The following is a 21,492-nucleotide window of genomic DNA, read 5'->3' as shown; positions in this document are numbered from 1 at the left end:
CCTTTTATTCTTCTTCCTCCTTCCCCAATTTTTTTAAAAAGTCCTCTGTTTCAATTAAGGTTTCTTTTTCTAAATTAACTTCTAGTGGCTTTTTAGTATCTTCAATCTTTTTTTCTTGTTCCTCTTTAGTATATAGTTCATCTTCAGTAATAGTTTCATCTTTGTTAGCTTCTAATAAGCTTTCTTCTTCTTCAGCTTCCTCTTCTTCTAATTCCTCTTCTTCCTCGTCAATGTCATAACCTCCCATTAATCTTCTTAATCTCCAAAGCATCTGTAATTTTAAACGTCGACTTTCGTTATCAAAACCAAAATCTTTAGCAAATTTCGGAGTTGTTGTATAAACTAAAGATCTAGCTCGTTCTTCTCCAATGATATATCCCTTTTGTTCCAAAGAATCACATAGCTCATTAATCCTCATTGGTCCAATTTCTTTGACTATTTTTTTAACCATTGCAATTGAAATTGGTTGTCGATATGCGATTTCAGTTAAAATACGACGTTCTGGTTCTTTCATAAACCTCTCAGGCAAGTAAGATGCGAAAAATTCATAATAAATGGGATTTAATTGAAGAACCCATCTATCCTTAGAAATTTCAGTTAAAATAATTGGGGAAGATTTTTTGCGTTTTCGATGTATTTTTCTAATTGTTCTCTTAATTACTGGTGAATCACCTTCAAGTGTTTCTATTAATTCATCAGTATGTATTGGTCTTCCAATAGAAAATAAAGCCCCTTCGAGTTTTTCTTCTAAAGTTATAGGAGCTAAGCCTTCTTTTGAATAAAATATAGGTAGATTATCCCCAGATGATTCATTTTTTTTCTCTTCCAAAACTTGAGGAGAGATAAAGCTATTAACTGAATCTTCTCGGTCATATATTTTTTCAATCAAGGGAATTAAAGGAGAGAAAGAGATAACTGGTTCTTGAATGAGTGAATCATCGGGAAGTGTTTCACTTAAAAACTTTGACATGTTTTTAAATTTTTCTTCAAAAGTAATCTCTGAAATTTTATATTCTGGTAGAATAGATTGATCCTCGACAATAGATTTAGAAACATTCACATCAGGCGGTGGGATTTCTTCTTTCTTCTCTTTCACTGTCTTATCTTTTTTCCCTCTTCGAAAAAATCGGAACATAGTTAATCCTCACTTATTTAATCAAATTGTAATTGTCTAAGAGCGTATTCCTTTAAACCCATTTGAATAGCCATTTTGGTCTTTTCAGATTCAAGAGGCAGTTTAAAGAGGTTTAAAAATTCTTCTGTAATGGTAATTAAGTTTTTATTACCTCTTGGAGTAATATTTATTAAAGACATGGTACTTAATGAGTCAATATCGTCTTTTGCCTGTTTTCCAAGAATTTTTATAATTTTACCAGGAGTAACCTCCTCTTTTAGTACATATTCTTTGAATGCTATTAGACTAAGTACTTTCAATAATTCTCTAGGTACTTCTGAACGTTTAATAAAAGGCCAATGTAATCTTGCAGCAACTTCTTCCCGCAGTTTAAGATGAACAACACCCTTTTCTACATCGAAAATAGTATAAGCAGTTTTTTGATCAAGATGATCATCTCGAATTTCTTCAATCAATTTTTCAACATTATCCTCATCGCTTTGAATTAATTCAGCTAATTCAGTATAAGTCATTGGACGGTCAAATAAATATAGAGCTGCTTCAATAATGTCTCTCTCTTTCAGAGAATTTAAAAGGGTATTTGACATGAATTAAACAAATCCTAAGTTGTTGGAATGCTTGTAATCTTACTTACTCTACCTGTATTTATATTAATTTTTCAATAAATACAGATACAAAATATAGATGTTGAAGAAAGATACTTTAAACATTCATCATATTGACTTTTTTGCATAAGGGATAATTAAGTCAATTTATCAGTGATTTTGAGAGTTATACATGATCTTTCATTATCCCACTAAATTACAAAAGAAAACATTATTTAATTTATAAAATCAAGATCTTCAATATAGAATAATAAAAATAACAAAAAGGATGGATTTTTAATAATGAGCCTTGGATTGGATTCATTAGACTTAGATTTTCAAGAAACTAAGATTTATATTTCATTAATTGCACTGGGACCACTCAGTCTTGGTGAGATTGAAAAACAAACAGAATTTTCAACTGAAGAGACTAGAAAATATCTAGAGGGCTTAAAACAGAAGGGTTATGTATTCGATATTCAAGGAATAACTCCTAGATACCGTGCGATCCTTCCTTTCAATGGGTTAAAAGTCTCTGGTGATCAATCAATTATAAAAATGGAAAATCTAATCTCAGAACTAGAAACTTATGTAAAAGAAAAATTAGGGATTATAACTAAAAAGCTATCAGAAGAATCTAAAAAATTGTCAGATAGCTTTAATACTGCTAAAACCACCTTGGATCAAGCAGAAATGAATGCTGAGAGTGATATTGAAGCTAAAATAGCTCATCAAACTCTAGAAATTGAACAGGGTACGGAGCAGGAGAAAGCAAACCTCAAAAACCTTTTCGAATCAATAGAAAAAGAACATCAAGGTTTTTTAACTACTTTGAGAGATCAAAAATCGTCTAAAATTGATAAAATGAATGAATCCTTCATAAAAATCAATAAAGAGATTGAATCACAATTTAGTTCCGATTTAGAGAAAACAAAGTTAGAAGAGGAAGAGAGGAACAATAAAATAAATGAAGAATTTGATAAATCATATATTAACACGAATGAATTACTGAGTACAGGAATTCAGAGTGTTCATCAAAAAATGGGAGATTCTGGGAAATTAATTTTCGATTCTATCGATGACCGAAATGATAGAATAACCTCCCATATTATTGAGCTTACTGATACAATTAAAAAAAGTTTTAAGGATATTTCTTCTCCTACTCAAGCTACAACGATAAATTCTATCAATAAATACAATGAAAATCTACAAAATCAAATATTAGGTAATAAAAAGAATTTATCTGAAGTTTTGGTAGGTTCACGAGATGAAATTAAATCAAAGACTGTAGCAAGTGCACAAAATATACAACAAACAGTTACTCAAGCCTTAGTTGAAACTCAAAATCAAATTCTTGATATGTTCCAGAAGTCTCAAGAGGCTCTCTCTCAAAAAGTATCAGAAATACGCAATCATATTGAGGAATCAATCAATCAATTTTCAGAAGCTGTAAAAGTACAAACAGATACTGATATTGAAGAATTATTGATCAATACTGAGTCTACTTTATCTAACCTTGGAAATGAAGCGGGCAATTTAACAAAACAGACTCAAGAGACTTTAACAGCTACTTTTAATGAGCTAATAAATTCTACTGATAGTAAATCTGATTCAATTAAGATTACTGCAATCCAAGAATTAGAAAATATTATTCAACAGTTGAAAAAGGAATTAGAATCGCAGATAAATGAGTTCAATTCTACTCTCGTTCCTCAAGAGGAAGAGCTTAATGAAATCCTTCAAAGGTTTAAGCAATTCTTTAATGACATGCAAAACCAATCTATGATTAATTTTAATGCTTTAATTAGCGAACTGAAATCCTCAATTATTACAAAAAAAGCAGAAAATGAGAAAGTAATTTCAGAAGAGATCACAATATTAAAATCTGAAATTGACAATTTAATTTCCAATTTAACTTCTCAATTTCAATCTTATGATTCTAATTTTCACAGTACGATTTCAGGAGAATTAGTTAAAAGTTCTGAACATTTAATTAGTCAAACACGAGAATTTCAGACGAAAATCTTCTCTGTTGTAGATGAACTTCATAAAACATCTATCGAACACCTAGATGCAACCAATGAAATCATTCAATCCAGTTTTCAAACTGAAATAGCAACTCTAGAGAAAGAATTATCAGATTACTCAACAAAGTTTAAAGATGTAACAGCTAAGAATGAGGATATTTTCAAGAATTACCTTTATTCATTAGATAAAATAGCTTCTCTAGTGAAGGATACAAAACAGCCCCCAGTACAAACAGCTCCAATTGTATCTAAAAATGCAACGTTAATTTATATCAAGGAAATGATGGCACGGATGAAAGGTGGGATTACCCTTTTGTTGCCTGTATTAGCAGACATACCTATCCAAGAGATTTTGCAGACGAAGAGTCATCAAAGAGTAAATTTAGTCACAATTATAGATCCTACTGCACATCGTGATCTCTTGAAGAAATTATTCCAAAAACCAAATGTTAGGGTTCGTAGTGTTGATGCTGCTAAGTTTGTTGGAGTTGAGAACTATATTGCTGCAGATCGTGATGGAGAGGAAGTTCTTGTTGCTGTTAAAGAGGATCAAGGAGAAGTTGTCGCTATTGCTAGCCTTGCAGATGCCTTTATCAATTTGATGGGAAAGATAGTATTAGGGGATTACTTCTTAGCAAGATCTCAAGAAATAACTCGTGCAGAGGTTGGGATGTAAAACATCCTGATCCATTTTTATTTATTCTTTTTTTCTTTAATGACTTGGATATAAATCTCATAGGGCGGATTTAGTTCTTGTTCTGCGGTTATTAGTTCATCTCTGAATAGATATAGACAGGAGATGAGAACTCTTGCTCTTGATAACCGTCGTTCTTCGTCGGATTTGAATTTTTTTTCCATTTGAGTTACAACTTTAGAAAATTCAGCTTCTTTGTTCTTATCTTTCTTCGCAATTTGCTTGATAACCTCAAATGTTTTTTCTACGACCTCCTCAATTGCTACTCTGTCCAAATCAAGTTCATATTGAAAGTTTTCAAAATCTGCTAATTCAAGTCTTCGACGACGAGCTTTCTCATCTCCTTTTTTCTCTTGTTTCTTCTTTTCTTCTTTTATTTTTTCTAATTTCCTTTTTTCATCCTCTTCTTGAAGAGCTAAAAGGAGCTCTGCATAAAAAGATTCAGGATTTGCAGACTCTGCAAGGGATAATAAATCTCGTGTTACAAAATTCTCAAGGGGTATTTTAAATTGAAATTCTCTTCTTTTTGCTCGTATAGCAATTTTCTCTTCTTGCTTTTTTTCATATTGAATAGCCATACTTACCTTCTTTTTATGAATTCGGGCAGCAGAATAAATTGATTGTCCCAAAATCCGAAAATCAAGTCCTTGTTCAAGGAGTTTTTTATAGAACTCGGGTAGTATCTCCTTCAATTTAAAATCCTTTATATAGGCTACTCTCTCGGGAAATAAATCGGGATTTATTAAATAAACATAAGGTTCGTCTAAGAAAAATTGGCCTGAATGACTGAACATACGGATATAGTCATCTTCATCAGAATCATCTTCTTCGTCAAAAGTCTCAGATTGATCGTTTTCAGGCTCATTCATGAACTCAACTCCTTTTTAGAAGCTTTCAGCCCTTTCGAGTTGTTTATCTTCACTCATTTGAATCGAAAATACAGAGCTTAGTCCCTTAACATTTGTACAACCATATAAACGATCTGCCCATGCCATTAAAATATCACGATGACTGATTACAAGGAATTGAGCTCCAGGAGATGATGATTTAGTTTTCTTAATTCCTTCTTCATCTTGGCCCACCGTTCTACTCATTCTATGAAGTAATTTAGCGACTCTCCGAACATTCATTGGATCTAAAGCCGCGTCAATTTCATCTAATATATAGAATGGCTGCGCATCAACTGTTTGAACAGCGAATATGAAAGCTAACGCAGTTAGAGCTTTTTCTCCTCCTGACATTGCTTCTATTGAGGCTACTTTTTTCCCTGCAGGGTGTGCTTCAATAAACATTCCACCTTCAAAGATATCTTCTCCTTTCTTTGGATCCTTCTCTAATATCAGACGTGCACTTCCTCCTGACAGTTCGTTGAAGATAGAACCAAAATGTTTATTGACTCCATTGAACACTTTCATGAAGACTGAATATTTCTCTGTCTCGATATCCTCAATAAAATCCAGAATAATTTGTCGTTCCTCAATTAAAATATCTCTACGGTCTAATAGTTCAATAAATCGTGCATTTTCTTCTTGAAATTCTTTTAAAGCTCGCATATTGACTGGTTCAAGTCTTTTCTTTTCCTCACTCTTTCCATTGATGTCATTGTTGATTTTTCTTTCGTTTATATTTTTCAATTCTTCCGAATCTGCTGCTATAATTGTTATATTATTTTCTAAAGATTCATTTTGTATTTTTTCAAGTTCTACTGCAAATCGTTCTCTTTGGAGCTTAATATCAGTGATCTGTTCTTCATAAATTGATATTTTTTCATTTAATTTTTCCTTATCTTTTACCATTTGTCCTTGATATTTTTTCTGGGTTGAAAGGTCAGATCTTACGTCCTTTGTTTTCGTAGACACCTCTTCCTCTTTTTCAATAATTTTAACTAATTGACTTTCAAGTTGGGTTAATTGACCCTCAAGTATTTGAATCTCTCCTTTGAGATTAGCTGTTTCGATTTCTACACTATTTATTTCATCTTTAGTTTCAATTAATCTTTGTTCTTTTTCATCTTTTCTTGTAATCAATCCTTCAATTCGTGATTCAATTCCAGTGAGCTTCCCTTGTATTTGGCCTAATTGTTGTTCAACTTGGTTCATTTTCTCTAAAATAGGACGTGTATCAGCAGCTTCTAGGTGTTTTTCTACTTCTGTCATTTCAATAGCGATTTTTTCTAGATTTTTTTCATAAAATTCCATTTCATTTCGTTGTACTTCTCTTGATTTCATTCTTTCTTCTAATTGGCTTTTGAGAGGTGTTAATTCCTGAATTATCTTTTCTAAATTATCTTGGTATAATTTTACCTCATTTTCCTGCTGAGTAAGTTCAATAGAAGCATCTCTAATATTTTTCTCTAATTTATTTATTGACTCCGTGATCACTTTCTCAAGTTGTATTAATCGTTTTTTATTTTCTTCTTCTTCCTTCAATTTCTGTTTAACATTATTTAAATTTTCTTTTGTAGTTTCCATCTCTGTAGTTAATTTGTCGACGGATTCCTGAGCAGAAACAAGGTGAAAACCTCCATAAATAATTCCATTGGAATAAAAAACATCTCCATCATTAGTAGAAACTGTTTGATTATTCTTTTTCCAGATTTCAGCTGCTTCAGATAGATTTGAGACAATTTCATTTTGTTCTCTAATTTTATTGACAATTTTATCAAATTTCTCATCAGATTTGAGTTTAAACTTTTCTAATGGGATAAAATTTGCAGCTCCAATAGCCTGTTCTTTTAAGAGATGGATACATCGTAAGGAATCAGAAATGGACACTGTAATAATAGCATCTGAGAGATGACCTACTTCAGAAGGAAGATGTTGACCCCCAACAGAAAGATTTTGAAATTCCCCTAAAATTCCTGTTAGTTCTCCACTATTTTTTTTGCTATTAATAAATGAAACCGCTGGATTCTCTTTTCCGGATTCAGCTTTTAAAAATGATGAAATTGTTTCTATTCGTGCTTTTTGAACTAAATACTTATCATTTAATTCTCTGTTTTGAATCTCTAAATCTTGGATACGAGATTCAATATTTTGTTTTTTTTCTTCTACATCTCCTATTTTACTCTTTGCTTCCTCAAGCTGCCTAGATTCATCGTTTATTAATTCTTGTAGGTTAATTGACTTTTCTTTAGAAGCTGAAATTTGCTCGTTCATCTCATCCTTTCGTTTTTCATATTCTTTCACATTATTTTCAAATGCAGTAACCATATTTTGAGATACTTCAAATTGAACCTGTGTTTTTGTTAAACGATCATTTTCTACTTTATATCTTCTTTCTGTATCATCAAATTCATTTTTAATTTCATCATATTGTTGATTTTTTTCTTCTAATTCATTTTCTATTGTTTTCTTATCTTCTTTAATCTCTTCAATTTTTATTAAAAGTTCTTTTTTTGCTTCTTCGAGTTTATCTTTTGTTTGGATATCCTCCTCACGTTTTTCTTGGATTTGTTCTATTCGTGTTGTTAGTTGAGTTATTCTATTCTCATTAGAGTTTATTGTTTTTTTATTATATTCAATCTTTTCTTCAACTTTTGTTTTTTCAATATTCTTCTCTTCAGAGGAGGTTCTTATTTCTTTAATTTCAGTCTCTAGTTGAATAAGCTGATTCTCTAATTCACGAATTTTTAGGGTAACCTCATCGATCTTAATACTTTTTTCGTCTCGTTCATTGATGAGAGAATCTTGTTCTGATCTAATTTTTGTTATTTCTTCATCAAAAGTAGAAATTTTCTCTGTGAAATTGTGAAAATTGTATGATATTAATAATGCTCGGAGTTGATTCACTTCTTGATCTAATAAAGTCCATCGCTCAGCATCATCTTTTTCCCTGCGAAGGGAATCAACTCGTTTCGAGACCTCATTCACTAATAATTGAAGCTCATCCATTCTTCTATTAGCTTCATCAAGTTCTGAAAGTGCTGATTTTTTCTTTTCATCAAATTGACCAACACCAGCTAAGTTTTCCATTAGCTGGCGTCTTTGGATCGGATTCATCCCAACTATTTCCCCTACTTGCCCTTGGGCGATTATATTATAACTATTAATAACATCAATACCTGCAATACGCAATTTATCAAGAATATCAGTTCGTGTTGTTCTTTTTCCATTCAAACGATATGTTGTTGAACCGTTTCGCTTTAATTCTCTACTCACAATTACTTCTGCTTCCTTTAGAGGAATAGCATAATCTGAATTATCAAAAACAATTTCAACATTGGCTCTTTCTGCAGGTTTCTGTCCGCCAATTCCATTATAAATTAATCCTACCATTTTTTCTGCTCGCATACTCTTAGTGGAAAGGGTTCCTAAACAGAAATTTACCCCATCAATTGAATTAGATTTACCACTCCCATTTGGTCCTACTATGACAGTAAATCCTTTAGCTAAAGGCATTCGGACTGTACCCGAGCCATAACTTTTCCATCCAGTCATACGTATTTCTTTAATATGAACCAAGCTAATACCTCTAAGAAATGAGCATTACTCCAAAATTACAGTTATCTAACGATCTTTTCTCTCAATAAAGGAATGGGTGTATTTCAAAATCCTTCTTACTTGTTAATTTTGTTCAAACCAATTATTAATAAATATATTCCAACAATGTAAATTAACTGATATTCTCTTATTTTACAATTTTTTTAAACAAGAATTATTTTAATAGTAGATAATTGAATTCCGAGATTATCTAAATGGTAATCCTGCATTAACAAAAAAATTTATAGTACTTTTTAAGCGTAGAGCTGTAAAAAAAGGTTTTTGTTATCAAAAATTTTGGTAGAATGCTAGATTCACGATTTAAATACCAAAAAGACTAAATTGAAACTATACATATTTATAGTGGTTGTATGTTTAATTGAGCAGTTAAAAGTTAAAAAGGCAAGTTTTGAGAGAAAAAAAAGTAAAGTACTTTGATAATTTAAGCAAATCCATTCGCTAAATAAAAGATGAGTGATCAAAATTGGCAACTGGATCAGAACATAGGCAAAAAATAAGAGGAAAATTTAAATTTTTAACAACAAGAGAGCTGCGAGAGGAACGAGAAGCAATACAAAAATATCGAAATATTATCGCACTTGGACTTTTTGCTATGGCAAATGCAATTATTGTAAATTTCATTATTACTCATTTTAATCTCTCTTACTTGCATGGATATTTAGTTGATCTTGAACACACTATTACAAATGAAACTGCTGACACAATTTTCTCATTTTCAGTTGCTGCTGGTTCTATTGCTTATCTTATAACTGTTATTATAGGTGGGGCCTTTTCAGACGACTATCGATCAAAATATGGGGCACGAGCTCCTTATATTTTAAGTGGATGTTTGATAGCCGGATTTATGCTAATTATGACTCCAATTTTTGCTGGTGGAGCACCTGGTGAGTTGATGGTTGTACTCTTCCCAGTTTGTTTTTTCTTAATTTATGTTGGTTTAGGATTGGCTTCTTCTCCTTATGGGGCATTACTTTCTGAACTATTTACGAAGGAACAGCGAGGATGGGTTGGTTTAATATTAGCTGGTTTTACTACACTAGGTAGTATGATTGGCCTGCTATTTTTTTCCCCTATTTCGAATTTCCTTTTAGAACTTGCAACGTTGTTTAGTCTAAGTATCTTGATTGAAGTAGGGTTTTTTTTATTTCCAGCCCTTATTATTACTGTTGTTGGGATCTTAATCTTCTTTCTAGTCGAAAAAGCAAATCCTCCTTTTCCTCCTATTGATTCCCCCGTTACAGATATTCTTCAAACTCCCAATTATCTTTTGAATATTTCTGGATCCGATTTTGGGAAAATGTTTTTTGTACAATCGTTTTGGGGATTCTCAAGTGAAATTATTGCTATTTATTTGGTGATCCATTTAACAACTCCCATGGGAATCTTACCTGAAGAAGTACCTGCAGTGTTAATGGTAACAGGCATTGTCTCTGTTATTATGGCGATTCCTGCTGGCTTTTTTATTCAGAAATTTGGAAAAGTAAGGACTGCTATTGTTGGATCAATTATATATGCTTTTTTTGCCCTTTTAATGAGTGGAATGGAGATTGGCGATTATTATGGTTTTTTAATCCCCATTGCAGCTCTTGGAGGGCTAGGAGCTGTCTTTATTGAATCGGTAAGAGTCTCTTTACCAGCAGATTTAGTACCAGAGGGGAAAGAGGCTCAATTCATGGGAATAAATAAATTTGGATCTACTTGGACTCAACCAATAGTTTCTATTCTTGGTGGAATGATAATTTCAACGTTTAGCTCATGGGAATATTCTGCAACCGCTATTCTATTTTTATTAGCAACCATCTCCTCATTAATTGCGACAGGATTGTTATTCTTAATTTCTTATGAGAAGATGATGAAGGAGGAATATCAAAAGTTCTATCATCGTTATCTAGCGACAAAAGGTTTCTTTGAGAAAAAGATCGATAGCTTTGTGGATTCAATATTATAAAAAGAGAAATTATTTCCTTCTCTTTTTATTTCTTTCACTTATTAATATACCTAGGTGAGAGAAGGGAGCTTCAATACCATCTCCTTCTTTTGCAGAACAGAAATAATATCCTGATAATTGAAATTCTTTAGCAAAGATATTTGCAGATTCTCTAGCTAAATCCCTTTTTTCCTCGGAAATTGCATCGATCTTATTTCCTAGCAGGATTATAGGGATTTCTGGATCATTATGTGTTCGGATCACTTTTAACCATTCAGGAAGTTCTGATAAAGTTTGCATTCGAGAGGTATCAAATGCTAATATTGCACCCGATGAACCTTGACAATAACCTGGAAACAATATTTTGAATCTATCCTCTCCTGCATAATCCCAATAAGCTATACGTAAAATTGAATCCCCTACTTCAATATCTCTTACTAGGAAGTTAATCCCTATTGTTGAAATTGCAGGGATGTAATTATTTGTTTCATAGCGTTTTAGTAATGTTGTTTTACCTACCCCTCCAGGTCCAGCTACAATGACTTTTACAGTTAGAATATTCGAGTCTACAAAGAACTTTGATTCACCCATTCGAAAAACCTGTCCCATGATAACTTAGTTTTTATAATTTCTTCTGAATTATTTCTCCTGCTATTATTTTAAATAATTCTTGCGTATTCTCACCCGTCACAGCACTTGTTTGAAAGTACCTTGAAATATTATGCTTGTTTCTGAAGTCATTTATTTTTAATGGGGAGGTAGAAATTCCTAAATCAGCTTTTGTTGATATTAAGAAATTAATAGTCTCCTCTTTACGACCGTAAACTTCAATCCATTCATTCAAAGCATTAAATGTCTCTTCTCGCGTTGGATCAAAAGCTAGAATAAGTCCATCACAATCTGAAGCATATTGAGGAAAAATCATCCTAAATCGTGGTTCTCCTCCAAAATCATAAATATGAATAACTACATTTGTATTGTTATCAAGAATGATAGTCTTTAGCGTAAAATCGAATCCTACCGTGGAATAGAGCCCTTTTAAGGGAAATTGTTCATAAATAAACCTATGTACAAGAGAAGACTTTCCCACATGCTTTTCTCCTGCAATAACAATTTTTAATGGGCTATCTAATGACAATATTAATTTCCCTTCGCGTTTGTCTCAAATAACGTTACATACTATTCCTTCTTTATATTCCTTTTTCTTTTTCATCCTCATCCTCTAAGGAGTCAGAAGAGGAAGCTTCATCTTCGCTTTGTGAAAGGTTAGTAGTGATTTCTGGTAATCTTTTCGATTTTAAAGGTAATTTTATCTCTGATGCTTTCAATAGAAGTGCATGCTCTTCAGAGAGTGTTAATACTCTTCCTAGAAGCTTGTAAACAACTTCATATTTTTCATTTACCTTTCGATCAATTATTGCATGTATTTCTTTTTTGAATAGCTCTAATTCCTCTTGAAAGGATTTGATGTTTATATTTTGTTCTGTAATCACTTTTTCATACTCCTCGACATTAGATTGAAGACCTTTCAAGAGATCATCACGAGTTTTTTGAGATTCTGACCGTATTTCTCCTGTTAATTCAATTATTGTTTGTTTAAGTTCATCACCTGATTTTTTCTGCATAAAAAGTTCTTTAGATTTGTCGATAATATTTTTATCACTATCTAGAAGTGTTTGTGTCGTAACTGTTATTTCAGTTCTTATATCTTCATTATTACTCTCCAAGATAGTAGAAAAACTATCAAAAAGTTCCTTTTGATCTTCTTTTGAAATACTAATGATTTCCTTAATAGTATCTTTAAGATCAGAAAATGCAGATTGATATGAATCCAGAACATCATTATGATTTTCATTTACTTTATTGATATTTTGAACTGATTCAACCAACATCTGCAGTGTTTCAGAGACCAAATTCAATTCATTTGAGATTTTTGAATTTTCTTCATCAAAATCCTTCCGAATCCCAAGGAATTTCTCATCATAGGATGATATTATTTTTTGTTCTTTTTCCCCTATTACAGTTTCTATAGTATTGTATTTAAAGTTTAGATTGTTCTCTAAGGCTTCAATTTTTTGATTTAGATCATTTATTCTTTCTGAAAATCCATTTTTTATGTCTTCAAAAGTATCGGAAGTTACTTTTTTATTTAACTCTTCTTGAATTGCTGTAATCCTTTCAGAAATTTCCGAATAATTATTTGATGCTTTTTCAGAAAGTTCTTGGATTTTTGGTTCTAGTTCTAGAACTTTGGTATTGATTTTCTCTTCAATTCTTCTAGTTTCAATAGAGTAATTGTTATTTATTTCATTAAATTCATGTGTTATTTCAGAAAACTTTGAATCCAGTCTTATATCCAAATCTTCAATTTTTTTAATCCATTTTTGATGATCAGTTCTGATTTCTGATAGCTCTGCTTTTAAATTCATTAATAAGGAAGAATTCTCTTCAATTATCTTATTTAAGTCAAATATACGTTTAGCTAGTTTTAATTCTTCTTCTTCTGCTGCTGCTGGTGGTATTTCAGCCATGATTAATTTTCTCCTTGAGTATGCTTGTGGATTTCTCAATCGATATCCTAATATCTTCTAAACGATTGATTAAACGTGTTTCAACACTTTCTTGGTTCAAGAACTGCTCAATATCCATTTGTTTTTTAATTATTGGGGTAAAACGTTTCCAATTTGCTGAAACTTCTTGAATATGCTTAGAATCTGTTAATATTATGAGTTTAATGTCATTTTCAAGAGTTTCTACAAGAGTTCCAATTTCTTGTTCTTCATATAAAAGATTTATAATACCATCAGGTAAATTCGGGTGTCTTTTAAGCATTAATAAAAGTTCTGATGATTCCTGAACAATTGGTATTAATTCTTGAGATGTTTGAAGATAAATTCCTTTTACAGAAAATCCTGTGGCAAACTTCTCTAGAAGTTCTTTCAAACTCATAAAAAATCCCAAAAACCAAAACTAAAAATTATTTAGCTAAAAAATATGGATCTAACTCTTAAAGAATGCTATTTATGAGATATTGTAAAAAGGTCTAAATATAACAATTTTATTATTCTTATTTATGAATAACTTATCTTCATTATCCGAATTAACGGTTATCACACCAACATTAAATGAAAGTACTAATATTGGAAGATTAATAGAGCAATTGCTTAAATTTTACCCTCCAATATCGATCATAGTAGCTGATGACGGGTCAACGGATGGAACTGTAGAGATTGTAGCTGAATGGAATAGAAAAAATCCATCCATTTATTTACTTAATCGAAAAGATAAACTAATCAAGGGTTTAACGATTTCGGTGGTTGATGCTTTAAAAGAGGTAAAAACAAAATACTTTTTTATTCTTGATTGTGATTTTCAGCATCCACCAGATAAAATCGCTGAAGGGTTTAAATTATTAATAGCAGGAAACAAACTTGTTATTGGAACTCGGTCTAGCGTTGAAGGATGGAGTTTAAAACGAAAAATAATATCTTGGGGAGCTACAACACTTGGAAAACTTTCTCTATTTTTCAGGCGACGTCAACGACCGAGAGATATAATGAGTGGTTATTTTGGAGGAGAAACATTATTCATTAGTAATTTAATAAATAATCATCCTCAGACTATCTCCCCTAGAGGATATAAATTGCTTTTCGACCTATTAAAAGTTCTTCCTGGAGACACACCAATAGGTGAATTCTCTTATGTATTTAATGTTAGAAAATTTGGAGAATCAAAAATTGGGATGAAACAAATTAGAATATTTTTCCGATCTTTGTTCTAAAATTAAACTGAAATATTAGATTTGACGTTGTTGTGGAGAAGTGGTCGATAATCTACTTGTAGCACGGCTAGTTTTTCTTTGATTATCCACAAATTTCATGATATTATCCCCAAGTAAAGTAAATGCCTTTTGAATATTCACTCCTGTTTTGGCAGATGTTTCAATGTAGTTACAGATAAATCCTTCAGGCTTAGTAAGTTTGCTTAATCGATCTGTAAAAATTCTTCCTTGTTCTTCTGAAACAGTATCATCAGATAGTTCACGCATGTCTATCTTATTTGCAACAACTACAAGAGGTACTCTCCCACGACCATTATTGGTCCATAGCTCATTAATCCATTTTGGGGTATTAAAATATGAATCAGGGCGTGTTACATCATAAACTAATAACGCTCCAACACATCCCTTGTAATATACTTCACGTACGGCATCAAACCGCTGTTGACCTGCCAAGTCCCAAATTTGATATCTAATTGGCATACCACTCGCTTGATCATCACGCATTGCAAAATCTGCGCCGATAGTAAGAAGATATTGTGCTTTGAATCCCTTTCCAAGATATCTTTCCCGAATGGCTGTCTTTCCTACGCCCCCATCACCAATGAGAACAATTTTTAAAACTGTCAAGGAATTCCTCTCTTAATTCTAGTTACTACTTATTTAATCTATGTTGGACATTTTAATAAAACTTCCTAGAGAGTTTGCTCTTTTCTCTAGTGAATTTCTTCGAAAAAATTTAGTCAAATCCGAATTTATCTTTATTAAAGGCTTAAACAACACACAATCTCTTTTATATTTAAATATAGTTTATTTGAAATACATAAATTTACTTAATAACCTGTAATATTAGCTAAACAACACACATTGAATCTTAATAGATTTATCTTTAATGAAGTTTTACTGTAGAAAGGGTTATTTGTAATATAATTTTTAAGATAAATTTCCTTTTTAATAGTTATATATATAATGAAGGAGAGGAGAATAAAACTTTTTTCATCATAATAAATTATTAATCTATTTCTTTAATTGTTGTCCAAGTTCACCAGCTTTCACTTTAAACATGGCTAGAAATGCAAGGAACAGGAATATTATTGAAACTAGAAACAAATTATCCATTTCACGACCAGGTCCGCCTATTAAACTATTCGTGATAGTCAATAACAATCCAACAAGAGGCGGTCCAAGTACAGCTGCCATCATTGAGAAGAAATAATAAAGTCCTGTGTATGCACCTCGCTTTTCACCACCTATTTCCCAAACTATTACAATAGAATTGATATTTACTAAAGCCCAGCTAGTACCTCCAATAGCTAGACAAATGATTATGATAAAAAGGGCAGAATTTTGATTAGTTAATGCAATATCCCTCATTGGAAGTAAAGCGATAGGAGATAAAGCTAAAAGGATTCCAATCAATCCAACTTTAATTGTATTGGCTCTACCGAAACGATTGGCAATTAAACCAGCTGGTACTGCAGCCAATAAAAAAGGAATAGCAAATGCGTTTAAATAGAACGCTACATCTTCAACATTTTCAAACCCTAAAGTATAAACACCATACAAAGAGAAAAATGTTTCCATTGCTTGATATCCTGTGAACCAAAGGAAAATAGCAAGCAGAATAAAAACACCAGATTTATCTTGTGAAGAAAAAACCTCATTAAAGGCCTTGGCTAGTTTCACTTCTTCCTTAATTTCATGTTCAAAAGGAGTTTTCGGTTCATGAATTGTCAGTCGTAAGAGGATCAAAGCTAATACCATAATTATTGCTGTTACAAAGAATCCAAAAGAAAACCCAACTTGATCTCCTAGAAGCTGATTTGTTCCATTTGGATCACCAATTGAACGACCAATTCCAACAATAATACGACCACCAAAAAAAGCAATTACTGATCCCAATCCTCCCATCAAATTTATTGCTCCATTGGCTTTAGTTCGGTCTCTCGGGGGGATTAAATCAGGCATTAAAGCAACAACAGGAGATCGATAAAATGCCATAAAGATATTAAAAATATTAATCACGATCATGAATAGGAAAAGTGGAAGTAGTGAGCCCAATACTAGAGAAAATTCTTCTCCTGGAAAAAACCACCAGAATATTGGGATTAATATAAAAGCTAACGCAGAAATAGGGATACCAACTAATAAATAGGGCATTCTACGACCCCAACGAGGATACCATGTATTATCACTTCTTGCTCCTATCCAAGGCTGAATAATCCATGCTGCTATATTGTCTAAAGTCATAATAAAGCCAATAATAAGAAGAGCTGGGAGGAGGAAGTAAGTTTGACCTTTTAGAAACCAAGTTGTCTCTAACATATATGGTACATAAGTATTATACATGCTCCAACTTAATCCAGTAGTCATGAAACCTAATCCAATGAGTAAAGTATAACGTAAAGATCCTGTATCTCTCACTGTTACATTATTGTTCAAATTCTATTCACCAAATAACTAAAAGTAAATTAATCTATTTACACCAAAAGTAAACATTATTAAGAATTCTAAAGATTTAACTTATCCTTTAAAAATTCAAAACAGTTTCAATTGGAAGACAAAAGACGAAATTAGAGAAGTTTAAGAATTTTACTTTTGTTAGGTTACGATTAATTACTTAAAAGGAACTCATTTCTATAAACCAAATAAGATCCTTTAGAATAGAGTACCCACCGTTTACTCCTTCTTTATTACGTGGAATAGTTAATACAAAATCAACATTTTGATGTGCCAATCCTTGGACTTTAATGGAAAGCTTTTCAAACTCTTGTATTCGATTTGCTATACTTGATCGTATCCGAAGTTTTTCAAGAAGCTCTGGAGATCCTTTAATTTCTATACCAGACCATGGATCACTCCAGTTCCTGCTTTTTTGACGTTGATTTAAATCAATCTTTAATTCGAATGATTGAGTAGGAGGTCGATTTGATAATGCATTTATCTGAATTGTATCAAATCCTGGAAAGGTGAAAATAAATTCCTTAACCGTACTTGAATATCCTAATACTCTTACTTGATTTTCTTCATAGATAATATCCTTTGCTTGATATTTAAGAGAGTTAAATAATTCTCTATGCGTTTTTTCTATCGATAAAGATTCGCTTAACTTATTATTAACGGTATAACTCTGAGATTCATTATGAGAAGGTATAGAATTGGTAATCAATTGCCTTTCTATACTAGTTTGGGAATATTTTGTCTGTTTGTCATCCGATACATCCCATTTTGCTGATGGAATAACAATTTTTTTATCCTCATATACAGGTAATTCTTTTGAGGTGGGAATTTTAACCTCTTTTAATTGGATACCTGAATCTAGTCTAGAAATAAACCCTTTTTCAGTTAATAATCCTACAGTTCCGAGTAAAATGTTAAAAGCTTGCATGAAACTATTCGAGCTCATAGTTTCCATCCGAATTTGTATTGTTGGGGTTCCATCTAATTCCCACCTGATACTATATCCCTCTAAATCAAATGTTTTCATCATTAAATCACTCAAATGAGTTTTATAAAGTAATTGACTGTTGAAAATATGATCATCGGATAAGATGAGGAACCTCTGATCAAAATCCTCCATACCGGCTCCTAATGGGATTTTATTTGTATAACCAACATAACTACTTGCAAGATGTAGATTGAGATTTGTAGAAGGATAAGATCCTCTCTGATATTTAGTTCCATCTACCTCTCCCCTAATTATTATATCTTGATCAATTTTATTTTTGCTTTTGTCAGTAACAACTTTCACTTCGATTATATTAAAAGGTCCTGCATTTCTGCATTGAATTATAGGGTCAGTTGAAATCCCTCCATAATCTACAATTGTTGTTTCTTTATAACGCCTTACCAAATACCAATAAACCTGGTTTGCAAAATCTTTTTCAGATTTAACTGTTGAATAAAACCAAAAAAATATAATATAAAAGATGATAAATAATGCAATGCCAATAACAATTGTTTCAAGCATAGTCAGAACCATTCAAAACTCTTTTAATTCACTTTCGTAATCTTAAGAAATTAGAAAATGTATTACAAATCTTGCTTTAAGGGAATTCAGGGATTTATCCACTATATAAATCAAAAAATTAACCTACTAAAAAGCGTTTTACGAGTAAGAATAATATGCTTCATTGAAGCCGCTAAGAACCTAAAATCTCTTAGATTAAAAATATTTCTTTTAAACGATGTTAAATATTCAATGGAGGATAAAACCTTGAAAACGAGAAGAGAACTAATTATCCAAATGTTAGAAGAACATTCCATGTCTATTAAAGAAATGGCTGATATATTAAATCTTCCAGTAAAGACTGTTACTCAAGATCTAGATTCTGTGAGAAAAACAATTCGATCAGAGGGCAAACAAATTGAGGTTCAACCTGCTAAATGCAAAGCTTGTAATTATATCTTCATCGGGAGAACAAGAATCTCTGATCCACATAAGTGCCCAAAATGTCATTCAGAGCGGATAGATCCTCAAAATTTTCGGATAACCCTTGCTTGATCCTAAATTTATTCCCCACTACTCCCAAACCCTCCTTTTCTATCCGAATCAATATCTAGAGATTTAACTTCGCTTAAATTGAAAAAATTAACTTTATGAAAAATGATTTGAGCAATTCTATCCCCAATATTGACTGAATATGAAGAATTTGTTATATTATTTAGAATGATAAGGATCTCATTGCGGTATCCTGCGTCTACTACTCCACCAGTGGTGAAAATACCCCTTATAGCCATTGAACTTCGTGTTTCAATTTGTCCATAATAACCTTGCTTAATTTCCATACAAATACCTGTATGCACAACAACTGTTTCTTTTGGCTGAATTGTTTTGCTTTCAACTGAATATATATCATATCCTGCGTCATTTTGGTCGTGTTTAGTAGGTATTTTGGCGTTTGGATGTATTTTTTTGATCTTAATTTCCATGAGTTGTCATCCTTATTTGATTTCATTCATTATTTTGAAATCCTTTTTTTATTATTTAAAATAATTTTGAAGGAGCCTTTCCGATTTAGTGATACTTGAGAAATTAATTAAAGAGTAATACATTCCACTTGAATTTACTTAGTAACAAGAAGTGATTTGAAATTGGCTTCACGAAAATGGCATTTATTTGCATCTATTCCTGTATTTTTGGTCTATATCTTAATATACTGGTTATTCGATAACTCTAACTTTTTTAATTTACCTGAACTAACTCCTGTGTTACTAATTACAGCTTTTTTATTAACATTAATTGGATCTGAGGCTCCTGATTGGGATTTATTATTAAATTGGTTACAACATCGTGACATAATCACACATTCCATATTAATACCTCTTTTTATTACAGGCGCATTTATAGTTCAGAAATTTCTTACTCCTGATGATCCTAGTCTATTCTTGACATTAATCTTTTCGCCCCTTCTATTCGGATTTTCTTCTCATCTTTTACTCGATCTATTTCCAAATATTAATCCTGAAAAAGAGATGAAGAAAGGAGGAATTACTCATACTACAGCGTTGTTGTTAAAAGGATTTCTTTCGGGACTTACAGGTGTAGAAACGATTAAAGCTCTTAAAGGGACTTACTTAATTCATCTTCCCTATAAAATGAAGGTGAAAAGTGAAAAGAAAGGAAGTAAATGGGAATCTAGAAGGACTTTTTCCTTAAATGTTTCACGCTGGTGGTTATTTTTCAATGGAATACTAGCCAGTTTATTGGCTATACTTCTTTTAGTAATCTATCAATGGTAGGATCTAAATATTCGTCCAGCCTATGAGCCTAAAACTTCCTTTATATGTTCAAGAGCCCAAGCAAGATCTTCTTTTTGAACTACAAGCGGAGGGGCAAATCGAATTGTATAATCATGCGTTTCTTTAGCTAAAATACCCCGTTTAATTAATTGTTCGGTAAAAGGTCGTGATTTTTCTTGCAATTCGACCGCAACCAACAGACCTTTACCCCTAATTTCTTTTATTCGGGGGTGCTTGATTTTTTTAAGTTCTGAAATAAAAAATTCTCCCAGTTGTAAAGCTCTGTCAGCTAGTTTTTCCTCAATTAAAACTTCTAAAGCTGCTTCTCCGACAGCACAGGCTAGTGGAAATCCACCAAAAGTTGAACCATGGCTTCCAGGAGTAAAAACTTTCATTATTTCTTTTCGGGAAACAACTGCCGAAACTGGAAGAAGACCACCTCCCAATGCTTTTCCTAAAGTCATCACATCGGGCACAATCCCCTCATGTTGATGACAAAACATTTTACCTGTACGACAGAAACCAGTTTGAATTTCATCTAAAATCAATAAAATATTATTTTGAGTACAAATTTCCCTGATTTTCTTTAAATAACCTAGAGAAGGAACAATTACCCCTGCTTCACCTTGAATAGGCTCCACGAGAAAAGCCACAGTATTCTTGGTAATAGCTTGTTCAAGAGCGGAAATATCATTAAAAGGGATTAATTTAAAACCAGGAGAATAAGGACCATAATTAGTAAAGGCATCAGGATCAGTAGAAAAACCAACAATAGTAGTGGTGCGACCATGAAAGTTATCATTACAAACAATGATTTCAGCTTTGTCCTTCTCAACCCCCTTAATTTCATAACCCCATCGACGGGCCATCTTAATAGCAGTTTCAACCGCCTCAGCCCCCGTATTCATAGGCAAAGCCATATCAAAACCTTCACCACAAACCGCTAAAAGACGCTTAAGATAGAGACCCATACGATCATTATGAAAAGCACGAGAAGTAAGAGCGACACGGGATAATTGATCAGTTAAGGCTTTGACAATTTTAGGATGAAGATGACCCTGATTAACCGCAGAGTAAGCAGAAAGACAATCAAGATATTTTTT

At 32.1% G+C, this 21,492-nt stretch carries 18 protein-coding genes; 5 read left to right on the top strand and 13 right to left on the bottom strand.

Translation table 11 applies throughout. The features are described 5' to 3' along the window. Window positions 1-4 precede the first annotated feature (4 nt). Both ACWVCY_RS07260 and ACWVCY_RS07255 read right to left on the bottom strand, forming a co-directional pair. Window positions 5-1,135 (bottom strand): SMC-Scp complex subunit ScpB, encoded by a 1,131-nt coding sequence (locus ACWVCY_RS07260; protein ID WP_455141588.1) that lies wholly within the window; start codon window positions 1,133-1,135, stop codon window positions 5-7. A 17-nt stretch (window positions 1,136-1,152) separates the two neighbouring features. Beyond that, window positions 1,153-1,722: an SMC-Scp complex subunit ScpB gene (locus tag ACWVCY_RS07255; RefSeq protein WP_455141587.1), complete on the bottom strand. Its 570-nt coding sequence runs from the start codon at window positions 1,720-1,722 to the stop codon at window positions 1,153-1,155. Window positions 1,723-2,022: 300 nt separating this feature from the next. Here ACWVCY_RS07255 and ACWVCY_RS07250 point away from each other — a divergent pair, with 300 nt between their 5' ends. Beyond that, the gene (locus ACWVCY_RS07250) at window positions 2,023-4,422 is read left to right on the top strand and encodes a helix-turn-helix domain-containing protein (protein ID WP_455141585.1); all 2,400 of its coding nucleotides are present in this window, start codon (window positions 2,023-2,025) and stop codon (window positions 4,420-4,422) included. Window positions 4,423-4,439: 17 nt separating this feature from the next. On the opposite strand, the gene ACWVCY_RS07245 is transcribed toward ACWVCY_RS07250, so the two are convergent. After that, the gene (locus ACWVCY_RS07245) at window positions 4,440-5,309 is read right to left on the bottom strand and encodes a hypothetical protein (protein WP_455141583.1); all 870 of its coding nucleotides are present in this window, start codon (window positions 5,307-5,309) and stop codon (window positions 4,440-4,442) included. A gap of 15 nt (window positions 5,310-5,324) precedes the next feature. Continuing rightward, on the bottom strand, window positions 5,325-8,903 hold the full coding sequence (locus ACWVCY_RS07240) for an AAA family ATPase (protein WP_455141581.1): 3,579 nt from the start codon (window positions 8,901-8,903) through the stop codon (window positions 5,325-5,327). A gap of 502 nt (window positions 8,904-9,405) precedes the next feature. Between ACWVCY_RS07240 and ACWVCY_RS07235 the strand changes: the two genes are divergently transcribed. Beyond that, entirely contained in the window at window positions 9,406-10,890 is a 1,485-nt protein-coding gene (locus ACWVCY_RS07235) for an MFS transporter (RefSeq protein WP_455141579.1), read from the top strand. Window positions 10,891-10,899: 9 nt separating this feature from the next. Here ACWVCY_RS07235 and ACWVCY_RS07230 read toward each other — a convergent pair whose 3' ends face one another. From ACWVCY_RS07230 to ACWVCY_RS07215, 4 genes are read right to left on the bottom strand one after another with little or no spacing between them, the layout of a single operon-like run. Continuing rightward, complete coding sequence (locus tag ACWVCY_RS07230; RefSeq protein WP_455141577.1) at window positions 10,900-11,460, bottom strand: Rab family GTPase; 561 nt, start codon at window positions 11,458-11,460, stop codon at window positions 10,900-10,902. Window positions 11,461-11,491: 31 nt separating this feature from the next. After that, window positions 11,492-12,007, bottom strand: coding sequence for a Rab family GTPase (locus ACWVCY_RS07225; protein ID WP_455141575.1), 516 nt, complete (start codon window positions 12,005-12,007; stop codon window positions 11,492-11,494). Window positions 12,008-12,059: 52 nt separating this feature from the next. Beyond that, window positions 12,060-13,400, bottom strand: coding sequence for a hypothetical protein (locus ACWVCY_RS07220; RefSeq protein WP_455141573.1), 1,341 nt, complete (start codon window positions 13,398-13,400; stop codon window positions 12,060-12,062). After that, window positions 13,393-13,818, bottom strand: a complete 426-nt coding sequence (locus ACWVCY_RS07215) for a hypothetical protein (protein WP_455141571.1) — start codon at window positions 13,816-13,818, stop codon at window positions 13,393-13,395. The genes ACWVCY_RS07220 and ACWVCY_RS07215 overlap by 8 nt, the downstream gene beginning before the upstream one ends. Window positions 13,819-13,942: 124 nt before the next feature. Between ACWVCY_RS07215 and ACWVCY_RS07210 the strand changes: the two genes are divergently transcribed. Continuing rightward, the gene (locus ACWVCY_RS07210) at window positions 13,943-14,650 is read left to right on the top strand and encodes a glycosyltransferase (protein WP_455141570.1); all 708 of its coding nucleotides are present in this window, start codon (window positions 13,943-13,945) and stop codon (window positions 14,648-14,650) included. A 15-nt stretch (window positions 14,651-14,665) separates the two neighbouring features. Here the strand turns inward: ACWVCY_RS07210 and ACWVCY_RS07205 are convergent, their stop codons facing one another. The 3 genes from ACWVCY_RS07205 to ACWVCY_RS07195 all read right to left on the bottom strand — a co-directional run bounded on the left by ACWVCY_RS07205 (window position 14,666) and on the right by ACWVCY_RS07195 (window position 18,629). Further along, entirely contained in the window at window positions 14,666-15,277 is a 612-nt protein-coding gene (locus ACWVCY_RS07205) for a Rab family GTPase (protein WP_455141568.1), read from the bottom strand. A gap of 387 nt (window positions 15,278-15,664) precedes the next feature. After that, on the bottom strand, window positions 15,665-17,089 hold the full coding sequence (locus ACWVCY_RS07200; RefSeq protein WP_455141567.1) for an MFS transporter: 1,425 nt from the start codon (window positions 17,087-17,089) through the stop codon (window positions 15,665-15,667). 178 nt (window positions 17,090-17,267) lie between these two features. Beyond that, window positions 17,268-18,629, bottom strand: a complete 1,362-nt coding sequence (locus ACWVCY_RS07195; RefSeq protein ID WP_455141565.1) for a hypothetical protein — start codon at window positions 18,627-18,629, stop codon at window positions 17,268-17,270. 234 nt (window positions 18,630-18,863) lie between these two features. Between ACWVCY_RS07195 and ACWVCY_RS07190 the strand changes: the two genes are divergently transcribed. Beyond that, window positions 18,864-19,151, top strand: a complete 288-nt coding sequence (locus ACWVCY_RS07190) for a transcriptional regulator (RefSeq protein WP_455141564.1) — start codon at window positions 18,864-18,866, stop codon at window positions 19,149-19,151. Window positions 19,152-19,159: 8 nt separating this feature from the next. Here the strand turns inward: ACWVCY_RS07190 and dut are convergent, their stop codons facing one another. Continuing rightward, window positions 19,160-19,579, bottom strand: a complete 420-nt coding sequence (dut, locus tag ACWVCY_RS07185; RefSeq protein WP_455141562.1) for a dUTP diphosphatase — start codon at window positions 19,577-19,579, stop codon at window positions 19,160-19,162. A 162-nt stretch (window positions 19,580-19,741) separates the two neighbouring features. On the opposite strand from dut, the gene ACWVCY_RS07180 reads away from it, so the two are divergent. Beyond that, window positions 19,742-20,389: a hypothetical protein gene (locus ACWVCY_RS07180; RefSeq protein ID WP_455141560.1), complete on the top strand. Its 648-nt coding sequence runs from the start codon at window positions 19,742-19,744 to the stop codon at window positions 20,387-20,389. 20 nt (window positions 20,390-20,409) lie between these two features. Here ACWVCY_RS07180 and rocD read toward each other — a convergent pair. Next, a partial coding sequence (gene rocD / locus ACWVCY_RS07175; RefSeq protein ID WP_455141558.1) for an ornithine--oxo-acid transaminase occupies window positions 20,410-21,492 on the bottom strand: 1,083 nt, incomplete at its 5' end.

Source organism: Candidatus Hodarchaeum mangrovi (genome assembly GCF_975850365.1).
The sequence above is the reverse complement of the archived record's forward strand: the minus strand, read 5'-3'. Positions and strand labels throughout refer to the sequence as shown.

Bases quoted from the DNA above. Each gene is read 5' to 3' on its own strand.
- ACWVCY_RS07230 (WP_455141577.1), bottom strand. From the start codon at position 11,460: ATGGGTGAATCAAAGTTCTTTGTAGACTCGAATATTCTAACTGTAAAA.
- ACWVCY_RS07255 (WP_455141587.1), bottom strand. From the start codon at position 1,722: ATGTCAAATACCCTTTTAAATTCTCTGAAAGAGAGAGACATTATTGAA.
- ACWVCY_RS07245 (WP_455141583.1), bottom strand. From the start codon at position 5,309: ATGAATGAGCCTGAAAACGATCAATCTGAGACTTTTGACGAAGAAGAT.
- ACWVCY_RS07195 (WP_455141565.1), bottom strand. From the start codon at position 18,629: ATGGTTCTGACTATGCTTGAAACAATTGTTATTGGCATTGCATTATTT.
- ACWVCY_RS07210 (WP_455141570.1), top strand. From the start codon at position 13,943: ATGAATAACTTATCTTCATTATCCGAATTAACGGTTATCACACCAACA.
- dut (WP_455141562.1), bottom strand. From the start codon at position 19,579: ATGGAAATTAAGATCAAAAAAATACATCCAAACGCCAAAATACCTACT.
- ACWVCY_RS07220 (WP_455141573.1), bottom strand. From the start codon at position 13,400: ATGGCTGAAATACCACCAGCAGCAGCAGAAGAAGAAGAATTAAAACTA.
- ACWVCY_RS07260 (WP_455141588.1), bottom strand. From the start codon at position 1,135: ATGTTCCGATTTTTTCGAAGAGGGAAAAAAGATAAGACAGTGAAAGAG.
- ACWVCY_RS07215 (WP_455141571.1), bottom strand. From the start codon at position 13,818: ATGAGTTTGAAAGAACTTCTAGAGAAGTTTGCCACAGGATTTTCTGTA.
- ACWVCY_RS07250 (WP_455141585.1), top strand. From the start codon at position 2,023: ATGAGCCTTGGATTGGATTCATTAGACTTAGATTTTCAAGAAACTAAG.